At 70.3% G+C, this 16,584-nt stretch carries 19 protein-coding genes; 5 read left to right on the top strand and 14 right to left on the bottom strand.

Features of this window, described 5'->3' with window-relative positions:
- Nucleotides 1-42: 42 nt before the first annotated feature.
- Genes L0C25_RS18160 through L0C25_RS18150 form a run of 3 tightly spaced genes read left to right on the top strand, consistent with a single transcriptional unit; the run spans nucleotide 43 to nucleotide 1,710 of the window.
- Nucleotides 43-681, top strand: coding sequence for a maleylpyruvate isomerase N-terminal domain-containing protein (locus L0C25_RS18160; protein ID WP_271633138.1), 639 nt, complete (start codon nucleotides 43-45; stop codon nucleotides 679-681).
- 32 nt (nucleotides 682-713) lie between these two features.
- Nucleotides 714-1,175, top strand: coding sequence for an SRPBCC family protein (locus L0C25_RS18155; protein ID WP_271633137.1), 462 nt, complete (start codon nucleotides 714-716; stop codon nucleotides 1,173-1,175).
- Nucleotides 1,176-1,197: 22 nt separating this feature from the next.
- On the top strand, nucleotides 1,198-1,710 hold the full coding sequence (locus L0C25_RS18150) for a mycothiol transferase (RefSeq protein ID WP_271633136.1): 513 nt from the start codon (nucleotides 1,198-1,200) through the stop codon (nucleotides 1,708-1,710).
- Nucleotides 1,711-1,789: 79 nt separating this feature from the next.
- Here L0C25_RS18150 and L0C25_RS18145 read toward each other — a convergent pair whose 3' ends face one another.
- The 5 genes from L0C25_RS18145 to rpsB all read right to left on the bottom strand — a co-directional run bounded on the left by L0C25_RS18145 (nucleotide 1,790) and on the right by rpsB (nucleotide 5,947).
- Complete coding sequence (locus L0C25_RS18145; protein WP_271633135.1) at nucleotides 1,790-2,578, bottom strand: phosphatidate cytidylyltransferase; 789 nt, start codon at nucleotides 2,576-2,578, stop codon at nucleotides 1,790-1,792.
- A 62-nt stretch (nucleotides 2,579-2,640) separates the two neighbouring features.
- Nucleotides 2,641-3,195, bottom strand: a complete 555-nt coding sequence (frr, locus tag L0C25_RS18140; protein WP_271636858.1) for a ribosome recycling factor — start codon at nucleotides 3,193-3,195, stop codon at nucleotides 2,641-2,643.
- 89 nt (nucleotides 3,196-3,284) lie between these two features.
- Entirely contained in the window at nucleotides 3,285-4,028 is a 744-nt protein-coding gene (pyrH, locus tag L0C25_RS18135; RefSeq protein ID WP_271633134.1) for a UMP kinase, read from the bottom strand.
- 54 nt (nucleotides 4,029-4,082) lie between these two features.
- Nucleotides 4,083-4,898: a translation elongation factor Ts gene (gene tsf, locus L0C25_RS18130; RefSeq protein WP_271633133.1), complete on the bottom strand. Its 816-nt coding sequence runs from the start codon at nucleotides 4,896-4,898 to the stop codon at nucleotides 4,083-4,085.
- Nucleotides 4,899-4,933: 35 nt separating this feature from the next.
- The gene (rpsB, locus tag L0C25_RS18125) at nucleotides 4,934-5,947 is read right to left on the bottom strand and encodes a 30S ribosomal protein S2 (protein ID WP_271633132.1); all 1,014 of its coding nucleotides are present in this window, start codon (nucleotides 5,945-5,947) and stop codon (nucleotides 4,934-4,936) included.
- A gap of 280 nt (nucleotides 5,948-6,227) precedes the next feature.
- Between rpsB and L0C25_RS18120 the strand changes: the two genes are divergently transcribed.
- A complete protein-coding gene (locus L0C25_RS18120) occupies nucleotides 6,228-6,962 on the top strand; it encodes a tyrosine-protein phosphatase (RefSeq protein WP_271633130.1) in 735 nt (244 codons plus the stop codon).
- A 71-nt stretch (nucleotides 6,963-7,033) separates the two neighbouring features.
- Here the strand turns inward: L0C25_RS18120 and L0C25_RS18115 are convergent, their stop codons facing one another.
- Nucleotides 7,034-7,951, bottom strand: a complete 918-nt coding sequence (locus tag L0C25_RS18115; protein WP_271633128.1) for a PfkB family carbohydrate kinase — start codon at nucleotides 7,949-7,951, stop codon at nucleotides 7,034-7,036.
- Nucleotides 7,951-8,934 (bottom strand): ADP-ribosylglycohydrolase family protein, encoded by a 984-nt coding sequence (locus L0C25_RS18110; protein ID WP_271633126.1) that lies wholly within the window; start codon nucleotides 8,932-8,934, stop codon nucleotides 7,951-7,953. Before L0C25_RS18110 ends, L0C25_RS18115 begins: the two co-directional genes overlap by 1 nt.
- Before the next feature lie 151 nt (nucleotides 8,935-9,085).
- Here L0C25_RS18110 and L0C25_RS18105 point away from each other — a divergent pair, with 151 nt between their 5' ends.
- Nucleotides 9,086-10,012: a M23 family metallopeptidase gene (locus L0C25_RS18105; protein ID WP_271633124.1), complete on the top strand. Its 927-nt coding sequence runs from the start codon at nucleotides 9,086-9,088 to the stop codon at nucleotides 10,010-10,012.
- A gap of 112 nt (nucleotides 10,013-10,124) precedes the next feature.
- On the opposite strand, the gene L0C25_RS18100 is transcribed toward L0C25_RS18105, so the two are convergent.
- From L0C25_RS18100 to lepB, 7 genes are all read right to left on the bottom strand, one after another.
- Nucleotides 10,125-11,027, bottom strand: coding sequence for a tyrosine recombinase XerC (locus tag L0C25_RS18100; RefSeq protein ID WP_271633123.1), 903 nt, complete (start codon nucleotides 11,025-11,027; stop codon nucleotides 10,125-10,127).
- Between the two features lie 441 nt (nucleotides 11,028-11,468).
- On the bottom strand, nucleotides 11,469-12,659 hold the full coding sequence (gene dprA / locus L0C25_RS18095) for a DNA-processing protein DprA (RefSeq protein ID WP_271633122.1): 1,191 nt from the start codon (nucleotides 12,657-12,659) through the stop codon (nucleotides 11,469-11,471).
- Nucleotides 12,656-14,230: a YifB family Mg chelatase-like AAA ATPase gene (locus tag L0C25_RS18090; RefSeq protein ID WP_271633121.1), complete on the bottom strand. Its 1,575-nt coding sequence runs from the start codon at nucleotides 14,228-14,230 to the stop codon at nucleotides 12,656-12,658. The genes dprA and L0C25_RS18090 overlap by 4 nt, the downstream gene beginning before the upstream one ends.
- A 9-nt stretch (nucleotides 14,231-14,239) precedes the next feature.
- Nucleotides 14,240-14,605, bottom strand: coding sequence for a YraN family protein (locus tag L0C25_RS18085; protein ID WP_271633120.1), 366 nt, complete (start codon nucleotides 14,603-14,605; stop codon nucleotides 14,240-14,242).
- A gap of 114 nt (nucleotides 14,606-14,719) precedes the next feature.
- Nucleotides 14,720-15,028, bottom strand: a complete 309-nt coding sequence (locus L0C25_RS18080) for a DUF2469 domain-containing protein (protein ID WP_271633119.1) — start codon at nucleotides 15,026-15,028, stop codon at nucleotides 14,720-14,722.
- The gene (locus L0C25_RS18075) at nucleotides 15,025-15,732 is read right to left on the bottom strand and encodes a ribonuclease HII (RefSeq protein ID WP_271633118.1); all 708 of its coding nucleotides are present in this window, start codon (nucleotides 15,730-15,732) and stop codon (nucleotides 15,025-15,027) included. Before L0C25_RS18075 ends, L0C25_RS18080 begins: the two co-directional genes overlap by 4 nt.
- A gap of 40 nt (nucleotides 15,733-15,772) precedes the next feature.
- Nucleotides 15,773-16,543, bottom strand: a complete 771-nt coding sequence (gene lepB / locus L0C25_RS18070) for a signal peptidase I (protein ID WP_271633117.1) — start codon at nucleotides 16,541-16,543, stop codon at nucleotides 15,773-15,775.
- Nucleotides 16,544-16,584: the final 41 nt, after the last annotated feature.

The following is a 16,584-nucleotide window of genomic DNA, read 5'->3' as shown; positions in this document are numbered from 1 at the left end:
CCACCGAGGGAGCGTCGGGGCGCGATGCGGCAGACTGCGACGATGTCGACCGTTCGTACCGCCTACCTGTGCGCCGCCACGACTGCCGTGGAGCTGCTGGCCGAGGCCCGCGTCGCCGGAGCCTGGAACGCGCCGTCAACGCTGGACGGCATGACCGTCGGTGCGCTCGCGGGACATCTGGCCCGCAGCGTGCTGCAGGTCGAGTGGTTCCTCGACGGCGCCGTCGATGGCACCGCGAACGTGTCGGCGGTGGCGTACTACGCGCGAATCACCGATGCGCCGGACCCGGACTCCGGTCTGAACCGCGGCGTACGCGCGCGCAGTGAGGCGACGGCGCTCGCGGGCCCGAACTCGGTGGCAACCGAGGCCGCCGAAGCGTTGGCTCGCCTGCACGAGCGCCTTCTCGATGAGCCCGCGACGCGCTCGGTACCGATCCTGCATCGGCCCGGCGAGGTGATGCGGCTCGACAGTTACCTGGCGACCCGATGCGTCGAGTTGTCCGTGCACACCGAAGACCTCGCCCTGAGCATCGACAGCGCCCTCCGTACACCGCCCGCCGCAGTCGGCGTCGCCGTCGACCTCCTCGTCGCGGCAGCGAGGGAGCGCCACGGCGACGCGGCGGTGCTCCACGCGCTGTCGCGACGCGAGCGCGACGAGACCGACGCGCTCCGCGTGCTCTGAAAGGGCCGGAGGCACAGCGCTACGCTCGTGCGATGGCACGTACGGACCGAGCCGCCCGAGACATAGCCGCCCCCACCGACCGCGTCTACGCCGCGCTGGTCGATCGCGAAGCGCTCGCCAGGTGGCTGCCTCCCGACGGCATGACCGGCCGGTTCGAGCGGTTCGACGCACGGGTCGGCGGGTCGTACCGGATGGTCCTCACCTATGCCGACGGCACTGCTGCGCCGGGCAAGGCGACCGCCGACACCGACGTCGTCGAGGCCCGGTTCGTCGACCTCGCGCCCGGCCGCCGGGTGGCGCAGGACGTGGACTTCGTCTCCGACGACCCCGCGTTCGCGGGCACGATGACGATGATCTGGGAGGTGTCCGAGGCCGGCAACGGCTCGCGGGTGGAGTTCCGCGCGGAGAACGTCCCGCCGGGAATCTCGGCGGAGGACCACGCCGCCGGGCTCGCCTCCTCTCTTGCGAACCTTGCCGCGTACGTCGAAACGTGAACGAGCGCGACATGATGGAGGCATGACCGTCACCGACACCTCCGCCGTACGCGAGCTACTTACCGACTCGTTCACCCGCATCGCCGAGCTGACGGCCGCCTTCCGCGGCCTCGACGACGGCGTCGCGACTGCCCGCCCCGCCCCGGACGCCAACTCGATCGCCTGGCTGCTCTGGCACCTCACCCGCATCCAGGACGATCATGTGGCCGGCCTCTCCGGGCGTACCCAGGTGTTGGCAGCTGGATGGTACGAGCGACTCGGCCTGCCGTTCGCGCCCGAGGACACCGGCTTCGGGCACACCTCGGACCAGGTCGCGCAAGTCACCGTCTCGGTCGACGAGCTGGTGGCATACCACGCCGACGTGCACGCCGCGACGCTCGCGTACATCTCGGAGCTGACGGTCGACGAGCTCGCCCGCGTGGTCGACTCGCGCTGGGATCCGCCCGTGACGGCGAGCGCCCGACTGGTCAGCGTGACCGGTGACTGCTTGCAGCATCTGGGCCAGGCGGCGTACGTACGCGGGCTGGTCGCCTGACCCGGCACTCCCCGTGGCCATGACGTTCGGCGGCGACACGCCGGCGTGTCGCCGCGCAAACGTCCGGCCCAGCGGGGCGTCAGGCCTCGACGAGCAGGTTCAGGATCAGCCAGCACACCGGGGCGACCACGAGCAGCGAGTCGAGGCGGTCCATGATGCCGCCGTGGCCGGGCAGCAGGTTGCCCATGTCCTTGATGCCCAGGTCGCGCTTCACCAGGGACTCGCTCAGGTCGCCGAGCGTGGCCATCGTGACGACCGCGATACCGAGCACGATGCCGACCCACCAGTCGCCGTCGAGGCCGTACCGGACCGTGAGCGCACCGGCAGCCATACCGAGGACGAGTGATCCGCCGAACCCCTCCCACGACTTCTTCGGGCTGATCGTCGGCGCCATCGGGTGCTTGCCGAGCAGCACGCCGGCGACGAAGCCGCCGGTGTCGGACGCGACCGTGCAGACGATGAACGCGACGATCCGCCATGGTCCGTCGTCCTCGGCCAGCATCAGCGGCACGAACGCCCCGAGCACCGGGATGTACGCGATCGTGAAGATGCCGGCCGAGACATCACGTACGAAGCCGTCGGCGCCCTCGACCAGGCGCCAGATGAGCGTGCCGATCACGGTCAGGGCGGTCGCGACGCCCACCGCCTCGACACCTCCGACGTAGCTTCCGACGAGGATGACCAAACCGCCGATGGCGACCGGGACGATGGGTACGCGGACGCCGCTCGTCGACAGCGCGTTGGAGAACTCCCACAGCGCGAGCAGCGCGGCGAGCAGCACAATGGCGAGGAACGCGACCTTGACGAAGAACAGCGATGCGCCGACGGCCGCCAGCAGCGTGAGGCCGACCGCTATCGAGACAGGCACGTTCCGGCCTGCGCGGCTCCGTTTCGCTTCCGGCGCCGGCGAGGCCTCCGACGGTTGACTCATCAGACCTCGAGCAGCTCGGCTTCCTTGTTCTTGAGCAGATCGTCGATCTTGTCGACGTGCTTCTTCGTGATGCCGTCGAGGCGCTTCTCGGCACCGGTGAGATCGTCCTTGCCGATCTCACCGTCCTTCTCGGACTTGTCGAGGGTGTGCTTGGCGTTACGGCGCTGGTTGCGGACCGAGATCCGACCTTCCTCGGCCTTGGCGCGGGCGAGCTTGATGTACTCCTTGCGCCGTTCCTCGGTCAGCTCGGGCATCGTCACCCGCAGGACCTTGCCGTCGTCGGTCGGGTTCACGCCGAGGTCGGAGTCGCGGATGGCGCGCTCGATCGCACCCTTGGCGTTGAAGTCGTACGGGTTGATGACGATGACGCGCGCTTCGGGCACCGTGAACCCGGCGAGCTGCTGGATCGGGGTCGGCGTGCCGTAGTAGTCGGCGGTGATCTGAGCGAACATCGCCGGGTGCGCGCGTCCGGTGCGGATCGCGGCGAACTCATCGCGGGCATGCTCCACCGCCTTGTCCATGCCGGCATCTGCCTCGCGCAAGGTCTTGTCGATCACGACTCTCTCCAGTCTCGTGGTTGTCAGGCGATGGTTCCGACCACACTAGGGCGTCGACCGTAGGGCCGACACCCTAGTGCCATGCACTAGCCGTGAACGAGGGTGCCGATCTTGTCGCCGCGGAGTACGCGAGCGACGTTGCCGTCGCCCTCCATACCGAAGACGATCATCGGCAGGTCGTTCTCCATACACAGCGCGAACGCCGACGCGTCGACGACCTTCAGGCCGAGGCGGAGCGCCTCGTCGAAGGTCACCGAGTCGAACTTGGTGGCATCGGGGTCGCGACGCGGGTCGTCGGAGTACACGCCGTCGACGCCGCTCTTCGACATCAGCACGCAGTCGGCCTTGATCTCCAGCGCACGCTGCACCGAGACGGTGTCGGTGGAGAAGTACGGCATGCCCGCACCCGCACCGAAGATCACCACGCGCCCCTTCTCGAGGTGGCGGATCGCCCGCCGCGGGATGTACGGCTCGGCGACCTGCCCCATGGCGATCGCCGTCTGTACGCGGGTCTCGACGCCCTGCTTCTCGGTGAAGTCCTGCAGTGCGAGGCAGTTCATCACCGTACCGAGCATGCCCATGTAGTCGGCCCGCGCACGATCCATGCCGCGCTGCGACAGCTCCGCACCGCGGAAGAAGTTGCCGCCGCCGACGACGACCGCCACCTGTACGCCTTCGCTCGCGACCTCGGCGATCTGACGGGCGATGCCGTTGACGACATCGGGGTCGACGCCGATCTTGCCGCCGCCGAACACCTCACCGGACAGCTTCAGCAACACCCTGCGAAACGACCCGGAGGCCGGAGCATCGACTGAGTTGTGCTGGTCCATGTCACCGGCCTCCTAGGCTGTTCGCTTGTCGTACGTCTGCGGCTCGCGTAACTCCTATGCGCCGACCTCGAAGCGGGCGAACCGCTTCACCTGCACGCCCGCGTCGTCGAGCAGCGCCTTGACCGACTTCTTGCCGTCCTGCACGGCCGGCTGGTCGAGCAGCACGACCTCCTTGAAGAAGCCGTTGAGCCGACCCTCGATGATCTTGGGCATCGCCTGCTCCGGCTTGCCCTCCTCACGGGCGGTCGCCTCGGCGATCTCGCGCTCCTTGGCGACGACGTCCTCGGGCACCTCGTCACGCGAGACGAACTGGGGACGCATCGCCGCGATCTGCATGGCGACACCGCGGGCCGCCGACTCGTCGGAGCCGTCGTACTCGACGAGCACACCGACCGCCGGCGGCAGGTCACTGGCCCGGCGGTGCATGTACGTCGCAACGTCGCCGTCGAAAACGGCGACACGGCCGAGCTCGATCTTCTCGCCGATGACCGCGGCCAGCTCGCCGATCGCGTCGGCGACCGTCGTGCCGTTCGTCAGCTCGACGGCACGCAGCGAGTCGGCGTCGACGGCCTTGCTGCGGTCGGCCGCCTGCGCGAGCGTCTCGGCGAGCGCGACGAACTGGTCGTTCTTCGCGACGAAGTCGGTCTCGGAGTTCAGCTCGACGAGGGCGTTGCCGGAGGCGGCGACGAGGCCGCTGGTGGCCTCGCGCTCCGAACCGCGCTTGGCGGCCTTCGCCGCACCAGTGATGCGTAGCACCTCGACCGCCTTGTCGAAGTCGCCGTCGGCCTCGGTGAGCGCCTTCTTGGCGTCCATCATCCCGGCGCCGGTGGCGTCACGGAGCTTCTTCACATCCGCTGCGGTAATGCTCATGGTCTTCTTTCTCGTCTGTCACTCGTGGGTGGGAATCAGGCCTTCGCGTCGTCGGCGGTGGCCTCGGTCGACTCGGCTGCCGGGGTCTCCTCGACCTTGGCGGCTTCCTCGGCTGCCGGGGTCTCCTCGACCTTGGCGGCTTCCTCGGCTGCCGGGGTCTCCTCGACCTTGGCGGCTTCCTCGGCTGCCGGGGCTTCCTCGACCTTCGCGGCCTCCTCGGCCGCCGGGGCGTCCGCGTCGGCGGCCGACTCGGTCGCACCGTCCGCGGCGGCGCCCGTGGCGAGCTCGCGCTCCCACTCGGCCAGCGGCTCGTCCGAACCGAGCTCCGCGCCGGCGGGAGCCTCGCCCGACTTCGCGGTGCCGCGCTCGATCAGGCCCTCGCCGACGCCATCCGCAACGACGCGGGTGAGCAGCGTGACCGAGCGAATCGCGTCGTCGTTGCCCGGGATCGGGTAGTCGACGTCGTCGGGATCGCAGTTCGTGTCGAGGATCGCGATGATCGGGATGTTGAGCTTCTTGGCCTCGTCGACGGCGAGATGCTCCTTCTTGGTGTCGACGATCCAGACCGCCGACGGCGTACGACCCATGTCGCGGATGCCGCCGAGCGTGCGGTTCAGCTTGTCGTACTCCCGCCGCATGTGCAGGAGTTCCTTCTTCGTGCGGTCGGAGCCGGCGACATCGTCGAAGTCGATCTCCTCGAGCTCCTTCATGCGCTGCAGCCGCTGGTGCATCGTCTGGAAGTTGGTGAGCATGCCGCCGAGCCAGCGCTGGTTGACGTACGGCATGCCGACGCGGGTGGCCTGCTCGGCGATCGCTTCCTGCGCCTGACGCTTGGTGCCGACGAACAGGATCACACCGCCGTTCGCGACGGTCTGCTTGATGAACTGGAACGCGTTGTCGATGTAGCTGAGCGACTGCTGCAGGTCGATGATGTAGATGCCGTTGCGCTCGGTGAAGATGAAGCGCTTCATCTTCGGGTTCCAGCGCCGGGTCTGATGTCCGAAGTGGACGCCGCTCTCGAGCAGCTGTCGCATGGTGACGACGGCCATGGCCGTTCTCCTTCTTCTGGGCGCGGGCGCCCGTCCTGGTTGTCGCACCGGCGGGTTGCCGATGCCCTGGTGTCCGGCACGCGACCCACCCCACGGACGTCGTGGGGACCAGGATCGCGCCCATGTCGCGCCTTGCGGCTGGACATGACTTGCGGACACGCGAAGTCACCTCGTTACAGAGGTGCTGGAGGTAGTTTACGCGAGCCGCACGCCCCGACGCCAATCGGATTGGTCAGGGTCGCGACCCGGCCGTGCGGTCGCACATGTGAGGATGTCGCGCATGCGTGACCGGGTGCTCCCATGGGACGGCTGCTGCAACGTACGCGACCTCGGCGGGCTCGAGACAGGTGACGGCGCGCGAACGTCGTACCGGGGCCTGGTTCGGGCCGAGAACGTCGAGCGGCTCACCGCCGGCGGGTGGGAGGCGCTGGAGGCGTACGGAGTGCGTACGGTGATCGACCTGCGCAACGACGACGAGCTGGGCGCCGACGCCGCTCCGCGGCCCGGTTCCGTGACCACGGTGCGAGTGCCGATCGACGACGCGGCCGACACCCAGATGTGGGAGTACTTCGAGGCGGAGGGATACGGCGGCCTCGGCCCGCTCTACTACCCGGAGTTCATGCGCCGTAAGCCCGAGCGCTGCGCGGCGGCGATCTCGGCGATCGCGCGGGCCGATGGCGGCGGCGTGCTGTTCTACTGCGCCGCCGGCCGCGACCGTACGGGCCTCATCGCCATCCTGGCGCTGGCGCTCGCCGATGTGCACGTCGGCCAGATCGCGGCGGACCACGCGATCAGCGATGAGCTGGTCTCGACGTCATGTCTGCCCGACGGCCAAGCGCGCACCCCGTCGGCCTTCGACCACCTTTACGCCGAACGCGGCACGACGCCGGCGGGCATTATCGCCGGGCTGGTCGACGGCGAGTCGTTGGGCGTGGACGTACGGACGTACCTCCGTGGAGGCGGCGCGACCGATGCCGAGCTCGACGCGGTCAGGGGGCGGCTGCGGCCCGCCTGACGCTGCTCGGAGTTCGCGGACTTTCGGGCGTCCGCAACGCACGGTATGAACGAGAAGTCCGCAAACTCTCCTCATCGCCCGGCCAGGAACGCGTCGACCTCGGCGCGCGTGGGAGCGGTCGCCGGCCCGCGCCGGGTGACCTTGATCGCCGCGGCCGCGTTGGCGCGGCGAGCCGCGGCGACCCAGTCAGTGCCGCGGCAACGCTCGGCGACGATCGTGCCGATATGGGCGTCGCCGGCGCCGTTCGTGTCGATGGCGCGGACGGGGAACCCGGGTACGGGTGTCGTGCGGCCGTCGGCGTGCACGACACAACCGCGTTCACCGTCGCGTACGACGACCGCCGCGCCTCCGAGCAGCGTCGCCACGGCCGGCGCCGCCGCTGCCGGATCGTCGAGCCCGCACAGCTCGGCGGCCTCGTCCCGGTTGCTCGTCCAGAGTGACGTTCGCTCGACGACGGCCGCCCGCCTCGCGCTCGGGACATCACCGAACAACGCACCGGGATCGAGTACGAGGTGTGCGTCGGCGGGCATCTCGGGAAGCCAGTCGAGCAGCGCCCTACCGCTGGTCTCGTGCAGCAGGGTGTATCCCGTGACGCACACGTAGTCGCCGGCCTCGACCCCGGCGGCGCGCAGCGTGTCTACGGAGAGCCGACGCTCCGCGCCCTGTGTCGTGACGAACGTACGCTCCGCGGACGGCTCGACCAGGACGACGCACAGCCCGGTGTCGGAGTCGGCGATCGGCGGCGACGCTGCGACGATGTGCTCGCGGGCGAACGCGGCCCGGATGAGATCGCCGAACGGCCCGGTGCCGTGCGCGCCCGCGTGTACGGCGTCGCCGCCGGCGCGGGCAGCCGCGACGAGTACGTTGACGGCGCCGCCCGCATGCAGCGCGGATGCCGAAGCCATCACGTCACCGCCGGTCTCGGGCAGTCGCTCGACCTCGATGACGGCGTCGACGAGCGCCTGCCCTGCGTGCACGAGCCGAGCCATCAGCCACGCTCCCTGATCTCGAGTAGGCGGTCGACACGCTCCTCGATGCGCAGGTCGTTCGCCGTACGTACCGCGTCGACGTACTCCCCCGGCAGTCCGGAGAGACCGACAACGGCTCCCAGCATCGCGCCGGCCATCGCGCCGATCGTGTCGGTGTCGCCGCCGACACTTGCCGCGCAACACAGCGCATCGGTGGGGTCACCGCAGCGCGCGAACGCGAACGCCGCCGGGACCGACTCCTGTGCGGCGACGGAGGTGCCGACCAGGCGCTCCACGTCCTCGACGACGTCGCGCGATGTCGACGCGAGGTCGAGCGCCCATCGGATGCGCGATGCGACCGGCGCACCGGCCACCCAGTGCCCGAGGGGTTCCGCCTCGTCGGCGGCGTCGGCTCCGGCCTCGAGCGCGACGGCGAGCGGTGCTCCGGACACGCCCGCGGACACCGCCGCGGCGACGGCCGCTGCGCCGGCGATGCCGAGCGAGGTGTTGTGCGTGACCCTGGCGGAGTCCGCGACCGCCGCAATCAGGGCGTCGCCGGCGTACGCGATACCTACGGGCGTGACGCGCATCGCGGCGCCGTTGGTGGTGCCGGTGCGCCCGGCCTCGTCGGGCGGTACGCCGGCGCGTACCGCCTCGATGGCTCGGTTGGTCGACGGGCCCAGCAGGTCCGCAGACCCGCGCGCGACCATGTCGGCCTGCCAGGCGACCAGGGCCTCGGCGAGCGCGACCGAACCGATGCTGCCGTCGCCGTCGATGAGCAGGTCGGCGACGAGCAGCGCCTGCTCCGTGTCGTCGGTGACCGAGCCCGCGGCACGTCCCGGCGCGATCGGCTGGTCGGGTGGTCCCGCGTACATCCGGTCGACCCGCGCGCCGTAGCGGTTCCGGATCTGCGCCCGGGAGAACGACTGCGTCGGCATCCCCAACGCGTCGCCGACGGCAAGGCCGTACATCGCACCGAGCGCTCGGTCGCGGACGGATGTCATGGTCGGCATTGTCCGCCACGACTCGTGCCTCGGCACCGGCCGCCTCCACTCCCGCCGGATTCCGTCCACAGCCAATCGCCGATCTCGGGCTTGTCCACAGCACGGCCCCTCATCCCCGGACGACCCGCGAAATTACACGCATGCTGCGGACATGAAGGCTCTCCTCGTCCCCCTTGTGACCGTTCCGCTCACCCTGTCGGCCATCGGACCTCCCGCACACGCCGATACCGGCTGGGTGTGGCCGCTCGACCCGCGCCCCGCCGTCGTCGAGGCGTTCGACCCGCCGGTCGACGACTACGGTGCCGGGCATCGCGGCGTTGACCTTGCCGGCGCCACCGGAGACGACGTACGCGCCGTCGCTCCCGGCACCGTCACCTTCGTCGGGAGCATCGCCGGCGTCGGGGTGATCACCATCGACCACGGCGACACCGACTCGACCTACCAGCCGGTCGACGCGACCGTGTCCCGAGGCGACGCCGTCGACGCGGGTGAGCAGATCGGCACACTCCTCGACGTGGGCAGCCACTGCGCCCCGGACGCATGCCTCCATCTCGGTCGCGTCCTCGCCGACGAGTACGCCGACCCGCTCGAGCTCTTGCCCTCGTCGTCTGCCGTTCGGCTGGTGACACCGTTCGGCCCGCCGCCGGAGGCACCGGCCACGCCGATCGGTCCGATCGATGGCGACGGCCGCCTCGCCATGCCCGTCGAGGGTCCGGTCACGTCACCGTACGGAATGCGCCTGCACCCGATCCTCGGCATCTGGAAGTTGCACGACGGCACCGACTTCGGCGTCGGCTGCGGCACCCCGGTGCGTTCGGCCGAGGACGGAACCGTGACCCAGACCTACGCCGACAGCGCGTACGGGAACCGGGTGATCGTCGACCACGGCGACATTGCCGGCAGTGCCGTGACCACGTCGTACAACCACCTCACCAGCTGGGCAGTGTCGGCGGGCGAGGCCGTGCGACGCGGGGACGTGGTGGGCTACGTCGGCAGCACCGGGTACTCGACCGCCTGCCACCTGCACTTCATGGTCGAGGTGAACGGCTCGACCGTCGACCCCGAGACCTGGCTCTGACGGTGAGGAGAGAGTTCCGGCCCGGTGAGGAGAGGATCCGGGCCTCACGAAGAGAGAATTCTGGCCCTGCGAGGAGTCTCTCCTCGCAGGGCCAGAACCCGCTCCTCACCATTCACGCGCGGGGATGAGCCTGGCGGTACGCGGCACGCAGCCGCTCGGTGCTGACATGGGTGTAGATCTGGGTCGTCGCCAGCGACGCGTGACCGAGTAGCTCCTGGACCGAACGAAGATCCGCGCCCCCGTCCAGCAGGTGGGTCGCGGCCGTGTGCCGGAGCCCGTGCGGGCCGAGGTCGGGTGCCCCCTCGACGGCCTCGAGCCGCCGATGGACGAGCGTACGGACCGCGCGCGGGTCGATGCGGCGACCGCGGGCACCGAGGAACAACGCGGGCCCGCTGCCGTCACACCTCAACTCGGGGCGCCCGACCTCGGACCACGCCGTAAGGGCACGAGCCGCCGGAGCACCGTACGGAACGGTGCGCTCCTTACGTCCCTTGCCGAACACCCGTACGACCCGGCGCTCCTCGTCGAGGTCGTCGATGTCCAGGCCGACGAGCTCGCCGACGCGGATGCCGGTCGCGTACAGCAGCTCGAGTACCGCGAGGTCGCGGTGCCCGACTGCACCGTCGTCCGCGCACGCCTCGGCGGTGCGATCGAGCAGCGCGCGTACCTCGTCCTCGCGAAGCACGGCGGGAAGCTCGCGATGGGCCTTCGGGCTCGCCAACAACGCACCCGGATCATCCGCCGCGCGCCCGGTACGTACGAGCCATGCCCCGAAGACCCGCACCGCAGTCGCCCGCCGCGCGAGCGTCGTGCGTGCCCGTCCCCGGGTCTGCATGCCGGCCAGGTAGCTACGCAGGCTGCGCAGATCGAGGTCGGCAGGATCGGTGATCCGAAGGCGCGTCGCATGCTCGGCGAGACCGCGCAGGTCGGTGAGGTACGCGCGGATCGTATGCGGCGTGAGGTCGCGCTCGGCGCTCAGATGGCGCTCGTACGCCGCGAGGGTCTGTGCCCACATGTCTCCGTAGGGCCCTGCGTCGCCGGCATCCGCGCTGCCGCCATCGTCCGGCGCGCTTCGGGCGGCCCCGATCGCGCTCGTCGAACCGCTCGTCCCTCGCTCTCCCCTCGCCGCTCGAGCACCCTCTGTCGCGCTCGTCGAACCGCTCGTCCCTCGCTCTCCCCTCGCCGCCCGAGCACCCTCTGTCGCGCTCGTCGAACCGCTCGTCCCTCGCTCTCCCCTCACCGCCCGAGCACCCTCCGTCGCGCTCGTCGAACCGCTCGTCCCTCGCTCTCCCCTCACCGCCCGAGCACCATCCGTCGCGCTCGTCGAACCGCTCGTCCCTCGCTCTCCCCTCACCGCCCGAGCACCCTCCGTCGCGCTCGTCGAACCGCTCGTCCCTCGCTCTCTCCTCGCCGCTCCGTCACCCGCCATGTCTCGCACTGTGCAGCCTCCGCCCCGTCACGACAAGTCGGCTCGCCGCTCGGGACGAAGCGCCCGCCACCCGTCACCCTCGGCCACGACGAACCCCGCCGCCGAGAGTGCGCCGAGCGCGAGCCGGACCTCCTCGGGCCGACACGGCACCGCCGACGCGATCGCGTCGGTCGTCGCACTTGCCGCGGCGGGCACCCGCTCGAAGATCCGCAACGCCGAAACGGACAACCGGTCGGTGCCGGTCGGAGCGACCCACGGCAGCGTCGCATCGACCGACCCGATCGCACCGATGGCCTCGAGCACCTCCGCGCTGCGGGTCACGAGCACGGCCCCACCGGACCGCAGCGCGTCGTGCACACCGACCGACGCGCGACTCGTGACCGGCCCTGGCACACCCATCGCCACCCGACCGCAGCGCTGTGCCCAGTTCACGGTGTTGAGGGCACCGCTACGTCGGGCCGCCTCGACCACGACCGTGCCCTGGGCGAGCGCCGCGATGATGCGGTTGCGCGTGAGGAACCGGCCCCGTGTCGGCGTCTCGCCCGGCGCCTGCTCGCTGAGCACGAGGCCGCCGTCTGCAATGCGGGCAAGGATGTTGCCGTGCGCGCGCGGATACGCGACGTCGGCGCCGCAGGCGAGGACGCAGATCGTCGGTTTACGCACGGCGAGCGCGCCACGATGCGCGGCGACGTCGATCCCGAACGCGCCGCCAGAGATGACCGTGTGGTCCTCCACGGCCACCTCGGCAGCGAGGTCACCGGCGGCCTGGTTGCCGTACGTGGTCGCATTGCGGGCGCCGACGATGGCCACCGACCGCGCAACGCCATCGGCGAGGTCGAGCGGGCCGCGCGCCCACAGGCCGAGCGGCGCACCGCCGACCGAACTCAGCGGCTCGGCATTGTCGAGCACCGCGAGACCGGACGGCCACTCTGCGTCACCCGGCTGGACCCACCGCAGTCCCGTACGCTCCGCCGCGTCGAGAGCCGATTGCGTCAGCCGGTCGAGCTCGGTGGCGCGCCGTACCCAGGAGGGTTTCGGTACCCCCTCGTCGAGCGGATCACCGCCGACGCAAGCCGCCAGCAGAGCCGCGGCGCCGTACCTGTCGAGGGCCTCTCGCACGCGGAGGTCACCGGGCTCGACGATCAGGCTCAGGCGCATCCGTTCGGTCACCTCGAGCCCGCGCCATTCCTCCCGCTGGCCGGCATCCGTTGCGCTCACGCGATGACCTCCAAGAGTGGTCCGTCGATCGGCTCGTCGAGGCGCAGTTGCAGCGCCGCGCGCGCCTCCGCGCTGCCGGGGCGGGAGACGCCCCGGAGATCTGCGACGGTCCAGGCCAGCCGCACGACGCGGTCAGCGGCGCGCGGCGACACCCGGCTTCGGGCCAGCGCCTTGTCGACGAGCGCATCGGCCTCGCCGTGCATGGGCCAGCGACCACGCAGCTCCGCGCCCGGCACCTCGGCGTTGGTGCGCCACGGCGTACCGGAGTAGCGCTCACCCTGGCGCTGCCGGGCCAGCTCGACCCGGGAAGCGAGCGCCGCCGAGTCGACCTTGTCGTCGACGCTCTCGTGCAGCTGACGTACGGACATCGACTCGACGGTGCGGTGGACATCGATCCGGTCGAGTACCGGTGCGGACAGCTTGTCGCGATAGCGCCGCTTGACGGTTGAGCTACACGTGCAGAGGTCGGATGACGAGGTACCGTCGCGCCCACAGGGACAGGGATTGGCCGCGAGCACGAGCTGGAAGCGCGCCGGATACTCCGCCGTACGTGCGGCGCGCGCGATCATGACCCGTCCGCTCTCGAGGGGCTGGCGCAGCGCCTCCATCACGTCGCGGTTGAACTCCGGCGCCTCGTCGAGGAAGAGCACACCGCGGTGGGCGAGGCTCATCGCACCCGGACGTACGACCCGCCCGCCGCCGCCGATCACGGCGGGCTTGCTCGCGGTGTGGTGCGGGTCGAGGAACGGTGGGCGGCGGACCAGCGGCGAGTCCACCGGGAGGATCCCCGCGACAGAATGCACCGCCATCACCTCCATCGCCTCGCGACGGTCGAGGTCGGGCAGGAGACCCGGCATGCGCTCCGCCAGCATCGTCTTGCCGACGCCGGGCGGACCGTGCAGGAACACATGGTGCCCGCCGGCGGCCGCGACGGTCACCGAGATCCGCCCGGCGTCCTGACCGACGACGTCGCGCATATCGAGCAACGTCAGCCGATCCTGCTCGCACCACGACGCGGACAGGGAGTCGACCATCGGCGGCACCGGCGGGTCATCCGGGACCGGCTCGTCCCGCAGCACGGCCACCACATGGCGCAGCGACCTCGCGGCGAAGACCTCGATCTCGCCGACCAGCTCCGCCTCGGGCGCGTTGACCTCTGGCACGACGATCCGCCTGCACCCGGCATCGACCGCCGCGAGAGCAGACGGCAGGACGCCGGGCACGCCCCGCAACATGCCGTCGAGTGCGAGCTCGCCGAGGAACATCGTGTCGTGCAGCATGGCGCGCGGAACCTCGCTCGCGGCAGCGAGCACGGCGATCGCGATGCCCAGGTCGTAGTGCGAGCCGAACTTCGGAAGCGACGCCGGCGACAACCCGATCGTCACCTTGCGGTCGGGCCACGTACGACGAGAGTTCGTCACCGCGGCGCGGCAGCGAGCACGGGCCTCGCCGAGGGAGGCATCGGGCAGCCCGACCACGGTGACCGTCGGCAGGCCGGGCGAGATATCGACCTCGACCTCGACCAGATGTCCGCGCGTTCCCTCGAGCGCGACCGAGCGCGTACGTGCCATTGCCATCGCCTACGCCACCCCCGCGATGCACTCGACGCGCGGCGCGCCGCGATCGGGTACGACCACACCGATGACGTCGATGCGAACACTCGGCGGCGACATGCCGAAGTCGGCGAGCCAGTGCGCCGCGAGCCGGCGCAGGCGGGCGGCCTTCTGCGGCGTGACCGCCTCGATCGGTGCGCCGTACGCGAGGTTGCGCCGTGTCTTGACCTCGCAGACCACCAGAGTGTCACCGTCGCGCGCGACGATGTCGATCTCGCCGTGTCGGCACCGGTAGTTTCGGTCGAGAATCACCATGCCGGCCGCGCGCAGGTGCCGGGCGGCGAGTCGTTCGCCGTAGTCGCCAAGGGAGTGACGCTGCTCGTACGTCGCCATCGGGCGATCACCTCCGCCTGCAGCATGCGTGCGGAGGGCGTTGCGGGGTCGGGGTGAGGTCCCGAACTGTGGATTTCGTGGTGCCTGTGGAGGAAACCCGGCTCGAAGCCGTCGTCAGGGCTTGGGCGGCTCGATATCGCTCTTGGACAGCTCCTCGACGTTGACGTCCTTGAACGTCAGTACCTTGACCTGCTTGGCGAAACGCGCCGGACGGTAGATGTCCCAGACCCACGCGTCGCTCATCGACACCTCGAAGTACGCGTCGCCGGTCTCCGAGCGCACCTTCACGTCGACGGCGTTGCACAGGTAGAACCGGCGATCGGTCTCCACGACGTACTTGAAGATGCCGACGACATCGCGGTACTCGCGATACAACGCGAGCTCCATCTCGGCCTCGTAGCGCTCCAGATCGTCGGTACTCATGACTCTCCCCGCACTCCCGCAACCTCCAGTACGCCGCCGTCGGCGCCGGTCGAATCGCCCAGCACCGCGCGTACGTTGGAGAATCTCCGCCGATGCTGCGGGCAGGCGCCGTGTGCGCCCAAGGCGCGTTCGTGCTCCCGCGTGATGTAGCCCTTGTGGGTGGCGAAGTCGTACGCCGGGTACTGCTCGTGCAGCTCGGTCATCATCCGGTCGCGCGTCACCTTCGCGATCACCGAGGCCGCCGCGATCGACGCCGATACCCGGTCGCCCTTCCACACCGCGAGCCCGGGCCGGCCGAGCCCGTCGACGGGGAACCCATCCGTGAGCACGTACTCCGGCCGGTCGCCGAGGCGGGCGAGCGCGCGGCGAAGGGCCTCGATGTTTGCGACGTGCATTCCGAGCCGGTCGCACTCGGTCGACTCGATCGCGACCACCGACCAGTCGACGGCGCGCGCGAGCACCTCGTCGTAGCAGCGGTCGCGCTGCAACGGGGTGAGCAGCTTGGAGTCGGCGAGCCCGGGCACGATCCCCCGGCGACCCTCCGGCAGCACCGCCGCCGCGGCCACCAGCGGTCCGGCGCAGGCACCGCGTCCCGCCTCGTCGACCCCGGCGACCGGGGTGAGTCCGGCACGCCACAGCGCGCGCTCGTACCCGTACAGTCCGGCATCGCGACGCACGGTCGCGCCACGCGGGCGCTCGGTCACCTACTCACACCTCCCTGCCACAAGGCGCTAGGACACTGGCCTAGCGTACGTCGGCCTGCAGCTCGTCCAACTCGTCGTTGTCGAACGCATGATGATCGCTCACGGTTCCGATCCGGTCCCACGGCCACACGATCAGCCAGTCCTTGCCGACCACCTCGTCGACGCTGATGGTGCCACCGCCCGGCCCACCCGTGTGTGCCCGCGAGTCCGCGGAGTTCGCCCGATTGTCGCCCATGACCCACAGCTCGCCCTCGGGGACGGGGACCGTCGAGCAGTCGGGCTTGCTCGCCTTCGGGATCTCGAATCCCTCGCCACCACCCGGGAGGTACGGTTCGTCGATCAGCTGACCGTTGACCTTCACCCGGGTCGCGCCACCGCAATAGGTCACCTTGTCGCCGCCGACACCGATGACCCGTTTGACCAGATGCCCACCGGACGGATAGAGCCCGACGAGCTCGAGACCCTTCTGCACGACGTTGCTCGGCTCGCTGCTCTGCTCGTTGTCCAGCCAATCGCCGGGATCGTCGAAGACGACGACGTCACCGCGGTCGATGTCGCCTCCCCAGTACGACACCTTCTCCACCAGGATCCGGTCGTTCTTGATCAAGGTCGGCTCCATCGAGCCGGAGGGGATGTAGAAGGCCTGTACGAAGAAGGTCTTGACGATCAGCGCCAGGATGAGCGCGACACCGAGGAGCAGCAAGGTCTCCTGCCACAACGGCAGATGCTTCTTCTTGGGCCGCGCCTCGGCCCCCGCGTCAGCCGACGAGTCGGCGCCGTCGTCATCGCCGTCGGCATCATGCGAGCTCACGTACCCGACCTTATAGCGGGACCACGGCCGGCGAAGACGCG

It is taken from the genome of Solicola gregarius, assembly GCF_025790165.1.
GTDB classification, from domain to species: Bacteria; Actinomycetota; Actinomycetes; order Propionibacteriales; family Nocardioidaceae; genus Solicola; species Solicola gregarius.
The sequence above is the reverse complement of the archived record's forward strand: the minus strand, read 5'-3'. Positions and strand labels throughout refer to the sequence as shown.